Genomic DNA, 5062 nt, shown 5'->3' with positions numbered 1-5062 from the left:
CTTTTCAAGGCCACCGCCCAAGCAGTTCAAGGCGCGCCGCCCGCAACCCGTCGCCGAAGTGCTCAATCGCACGGATGCGTTCGCGGCCCTGCGCGCGAGCGTCGAGCAGATTGCCGCGCTGGAGAAGGATCTGCGCGCCCTGCTGCCCGACTATCTTGCGACGAGCGTGGACCCTGGCTTTATCAAGGAAGGCGTGCTGGCGCTCTTTGCCGCGCACAATGCTCTCGCGGCACGCTTACGGCATCTGGAGCCCCGGCTGTTGTCGGATCTGCAGCAGCGCGGCTGGCCGGTCAATGCGCTGAGAATTCGCGTACGACCGCAGGCGGTCAAGGAGCCGCCGCCGGTTAAGCAGGCGCGAATGACGCCGGTCGGTGCCGACGCGCTGCACGCGCTCTCCCAATCGCTCGCGCCCTCGCCGCTGCAGGAAGCTTTGGCGAAAATGGCAGCGCGGCATCGGAGAAATCGCTGAACAAAAAATAAGCGGCCCAGAAGGGCCGCTTATTTTTCATCCATTCGCTTCGGACATTTCATCCGAAGGCGCTACGCCGATCAGGCAAATGCCGTCTGCGTTTCGTACGCGAAACCGCGCGGCGCCTTCTGCGTGTCGTCGAACGTGACGACTTCGTACGCATCTTCATGCGCCAGCAACTCGCGCAACAAAGCGTTGTTCAGGCCGTGGCCCGATTTGTATGCCGTGTACGAAGCCAGCAGCGGATGGCCGACCACGTACAGATCGCCAATCGCGTCGAGCATCTTGTGCTTCACGAATTCGTCGTCGTAACGCAGGCCGTCGTTGTTCAGAATGCGGTATTCGTCCAGCACGATGGCGTTATCCATGCTGCCACCGCGTGCCAAACCGAGTTCGCGCATCATTTCCACTTCATGCGCAAAGCCGAACGTACGCGCACGGGCAATTTCCCGCACATACGACGTATTGGCAAAATCCACTTCCAGCGCCTGGCCGGTTTTATCCACAGCCGGGTGACGGAAATCGATGGTGAATTTGAGTTTGAAACCGAAATACGGATCGAGACGCGCGAATTTATCGCCGTCACGAATTTCAACCGGCTTGGTGACCTTGATGAATTTCTTCGGCGCGTTCTGCTCTTCAATACCGGCCGACTGAATCAGAAACACGAACGAACCCGCACTACCGTCCATGATCGGAATTTCTTCAGCGGTGACGTCGATATAAAGATTGTCGATGCCGAGGCCTGCGCATGCGGACATCAAATGCTCGATGGTCGACACGCGCGCGCCGTCTTTCTGCAGTACGGAAGCTAGACGCGTATCGCCAATCGCCATTGCCGACGCAGGGATATCCACCGGCGTAGGCAAATCCACCCGCGAAAACACAATGCCGGTGTTCGCCGCCGCCGGGCGGAGCGTCAATTCGACTTTGCGGCCGGAGTGCAGACCGATGCCGACTGTCTTGACGATTGATTTGATAGTGCGCTGCTTCAACATGGTGATCTTCTATTCGATTGAAAATCCCAATCGGGACTTTTTATTCCATAGCGCGAAGTATACTCCATTCCCTTATAGAGCGTCGTTGCCCGGAGCGTATCAATCTGTTTCGGTGCATTACCCGATCTATCGCTCAGGCAAAGCGTGACGGGCCGATGCCCGGAACGGAGGCGTTTCCGGTCATCAGCCCGCGTTACGGCTTGTCACATGAATGCCATTTTGCCGTTGTCCCGGCACAACGAAGGTGCCGGGTGAAGGCGGTCTGGCTTCCAGGTACTAGCTCAACGTAGCGAGGATAGTCACCGCATCGCTGACTTCGAACTTGCCGGGTGCCTCGACATTCAGCGTCTTGACCACGCCGTCGTCGACCACCATCGCATAGCGCTGGGAACGAACCCCCATGCCACGCGCCGACAAATCCTGCTCCAGACCGAGCGCTCGCGTGAAAGCCGCACTACCGTCCGCGATCATGCGCACCTTGCCCGAGGTGTGCTGATCGCGTCCCCACGCGCCCATGACGAACGCGTCGTTGACGGACACGCACCAGATCTCGTCGATGCCGGCGGCGCGCAACCGCTCGGCGTGCTCGACATAACCCGGCACATGTTTGGCCGAACAGGTCGGGGTGAACGCGCCCGGCAATCCGAAGATCACCACGCGTTTGCCCGCGGTCTGTCCACGCACGTCGAAGCTGTTCGGCCCGATCGTGCAGCCCGCACGCTCATCTTCGATCAACTCGAAGATCGTCACGTCGGGTAGCTTGTCACCCACCTTGATCATGCTCGTTCCTTCACATCGATGCGGAGCATGCCCGCACGTCGTCGTGTCGCAGTGGATCTTGCAGTCGCGCTGCGGCGAGGCTAACGCCAGGCCGTTGCACTACCTGCCGGCGACAGTGACCCGATCCGCTTCGCGATTCCGAAGAGGGCACCTGTCCTGGCCGCGCATCTGACGACAACGCAGCCTGTTTCGCCGTTCCACCCGCCACGCTCGTGCATCTCGTCCGCTGGCACGCAGTTCACGTGCCGCAGCGAAAGCCTGCTCGTGTACGTCAGTCGGCCTGCTTGCGCAGGAATGCCGGAATATCGTACGTGTCGACGCCCTTTTCCTGCAGCGCCTGCACGTGCGATGCCGCCGTGTCACGCGAAGTGCGCCACACTGCCGGCGTGTCCAGCGAGCCGTAGTCTGCCGTACTCGTGTGATGCTGCTGCGGCGCATACGCGTGCTGATGACCGCCGATCGGCTGGTTGTCGGTGCCGGTGCGCAGCAGCGTCATCGGAGCCGATTGCTGCTTCTTCGCCGCACGGCCCAGACCCGTTGCCACCACCGTCACACGCAGCGCGTCGCCCATTGCATCATCGTATACCGCGCCGAAAATCACGGTTGCGTCTTCCGCGGCGTAGCTCTTGATGGTGTTCATCACTTCGCGCGTTTCGGACAGACGCAGCGAACGGCTCGACGTGATGTTCACCAGCACGCCACGCGCACCCGACAAATCTACACCTTCCAGCAGCGGGCTAGCCACAGCCTGCTCGGCGGCCAGACGCGCACGATCGACGCCGGCAACCGTCGCCGTGCCCATCATCGCCTTGCCCTGCTCGCCCATCACCGTTTTCACGTCTTCGAAGTCGACGTTCACCAGACCGTCGACGTTGATGATTTCCGCGATCCCGGCCACTGCGTTGTTCAGAACGTCGTCAGCGCACTGGAAGCACTTGTCCATCTCGGCGTCATCGCCCATCACCTCGAACAGCTTGTCGTTCAGGACGACGATCAGCGAGTCGACGTGATCCTCCAGTTGCTGCGAACCGGCTTCTGCGACGCGCATCCGCTTGCCGCCTTCGAATTCGAACGGCTTGCTGACCACGCCAACAGTCAAGATACCCATTTCCTTGGCGATCTGCGCGACCACGGGTGCTGCGCCCGTGCCGGTGCCGCCGCCCATGCCTGCGGTGATGAACACCATGTGCGCGCCACGCAGTGCGTCTGCGATGCGTTCACGTGCTTCTTCTGCTGCGGCGCGGCCCATTTCCGGCTTCGCGCCAGCGCCCAGGCCCGTGTTGCCGAGCTGGATCACCGCGGTCGCGCGCGAACGCGACAGCGCCTGCGCGTCCGTGTTCATCACGATGAAGTCGACGCCCTGGACGCCCTTGTTGATCATGTGCTGAACGGCATTGCCGCCAGCGCCACCGACTCCGACCACCTTGATGATGGTGCCGTTGGTTTCGGTTTCCAGCATCTGGAATTCCATGTTGCCTCCGTCAAGATAAAAAATTGCAGCCACTCGGCCGTTATTCGGCAGGAGATCGGGCAACCCCCTGTCGCGCGCCGGCCGCCGGCACCAGCGCGTATTGTCGAACTTCGTACGTACAGCGAAATCTTTAGAAATTGCCCAGGAACCAGTCCTTCATCCGCGTGAACACCTGACCCATCGATCCCGATTGCACCGCCACCTTACGACCGCGCATGCGTTGCGAGCGTCCCTCGACGAGCAGACCCATCGCCGTCGAATAGCGCGGATTGCGCACGACATCAGCCAGACCGCCCGCGTATTCCGGCACGCCGATACGCACCGGCTTCAGGAAAATGTCTTCACCCAGTTCGACCATGCCCAGCATCATCGACGCACCACCCGTCAGCACGACGCCGGAGCTCAGCAGTTCCTCGTAACCCGACTCGCGCACCACCTGCTGCACGAGCGAAAACAGTTCTTCGACACGCGGCTCGACCACCGCCGCCAGCGCCTGGCGCGACAGCGTGCGCGGACCGCGCTCGCCGAGCCCCGGCACTTCGATCATCTCGTCCGGATCGGCGAGCGCCTGCTTGGCGATGCCGTAATCCACCTTGATGTCTTCCGCATCCGGCGTCGGTGTGCGCAAGGCCATGGCGATGTCGCTCGTAATCTGGTCGCCGGCGATCGGAATCACCGCGGTGTGACGGATCGCGCCTTCGCTGAAGATGGCGATGTCCGTCGTGCCGCCGCCGATGTCGACCAGCACCACGCCCAGTTCCTTCTCGTCTTCCGTCAGCACCGCCAGCGACGACGCCAGCGGCTGCAAGATCAGATCGTTCACTTCCAGCCCGCAACGGCGCACGCACTTGACGATGTTCTGCGCCGCGCTCACCGCGCCGGTGACGATATGCACCTTCACTTCCAGACGGATGCCGCTCATGCCGATCGGCTCGCGCACATCCTCCTGACCGTCGATGATGAATTCCTGGGTCAGGATATGCAGCACCTGCTGATCGGTCGGGATGTTGATCGCCTTGGCCGTCTCGATCACGCGCGCCACATCGGCCTGCGTCACTTCCTTTTCCTTGATCGCCACCATGCCGCTCGAATTGAAGCTGCGGATATGGCTGCCGGCGATCCCCGTGAACACGTTGGTGATCTTGCAGTCGGCCATCAGCTCGGCTTCTTCGAGCGCCCGCTGAATCGACTGCACCGTCGTTTCGATGTTGACCACCACGCCCTTTTTCAGACCCTTCGATTCGCTTTGGCCGAGGCCGATCACCTCGTAGTGGCCCTCGCCCTTCAACTCGGCGACGATAGCCACTACCTTCGACGTCCCAATGTCGAGGGCGACCAGCAGAT

At 61.4% G+C, this 5062-nt stretch carries 5 protein-coding genes; 1 reads left to right on the top strand and 4 read right to left on the bottom strand.

Annotated features, from left to right (window positions below):
- Positions 1-469, top strand: a 469-nt coding sequence (locus VGH41_RS11610) for a DciA family protein (RefSeq protein WP_331597568.1), incomplete at its 5' end; no start/stop codon positions are given.
- A gap of 80 nt (positions 470-549) precedes the next feature.
- Here the strand turns inward: VGH41_RS11610 and lpxC are convergent.
- The 4 genes from lpxC to ftsA all read right to left on the bottom strand — a co-directional run bounded on the left by lpxC (position 550) and on the right by ftsA (position 5060).
- Positions 550-1467: a UDP-3-O-acyl-N-acetylglucosamine deacetylase gene (gene lpxC / locus VGH41_RS11605; protein WP_093645251.1), complete on the bottom strand. Its 918-nt coding sequence runs from the start codon at positions 1465-1467 to the stop codon at positions 550-552.
- Positions 1468-1743: 276 nt separating this feature from the next.
- Positions 1744-2247 carry a peroxiredoxin gene (locus VGH41_RS11600; protein WP_331597566.1) on the bottom strand — a complete coding sequence of 168 codons (504 nt, stop codon included), beginning with the start codon at positions 2245-2247 and terminating at the stop codon, positions 1744-1746.
- Positions 2248-2518: 271 nt separating this feature from the next.
- Positions 2519-3718 carry a cell division protein FtsZ gene (ftsZ, locus tag VGH41_RS11595; RefSeq protein WP_331597565.1) on the bottom strand — a complete coding sequence of 400 codons (1200 nt, stop codon included), beginning with the start codon at positions 3716-3718 and terminating at the stop codon, positions 2519-2521.
- A gap of 130 nt (positions 3719-3848) precedes the next feature.
- Positions 3849-5060 (bottom strand): cell division protein FtsA, encoded by a 1212-nt coding sequence (gene ftsA, locus VGH41_RS11590; protein ID WP_331597563.1) that lies wholly within the window; start codon positions 5058-5060, stop codon positions 3849-3851.
- Positions 5061-5062: the final 2 nt, after the last annotated feature.

The sequence above is a fragment of the Paraburkholderia sp. genome, from assembly GCF_036488795.1.
Taxonomy (GTDB): domain Bacteria; phylum Pseudomonadota; class Gammaproteobacteria; order Burkholderiales; family Burkholderiaceae; genus Paraburkholderia.
Note: the sequence above shows the minus strand (reverse complement) of the source record. Positions and strands in the feature narration are given on the sequence as shown.

Coding starts and splice junctions, on each gene's coding strand:
- VGH41_RS11600 (WP_331597566.1), bottom strand. CDS start 2,247: ATGATCAAGGTGGGTGACAAGCTACCCGACGTGACGATCTTCGAGTTG.
- ftsZ (WP_331597565.1), bottom strand. CDS start 3,718: ATGGAATTCCAGATGCTGGAAACCGAAACCAACGGCACCATCATCAAG.
- lpxC (WP_093645251.1), bottom strand. CDS start 1,467: ATGTTGAAGCAGCGCACTATCAAATCAATCGTCAAGACAGTCGGCATC.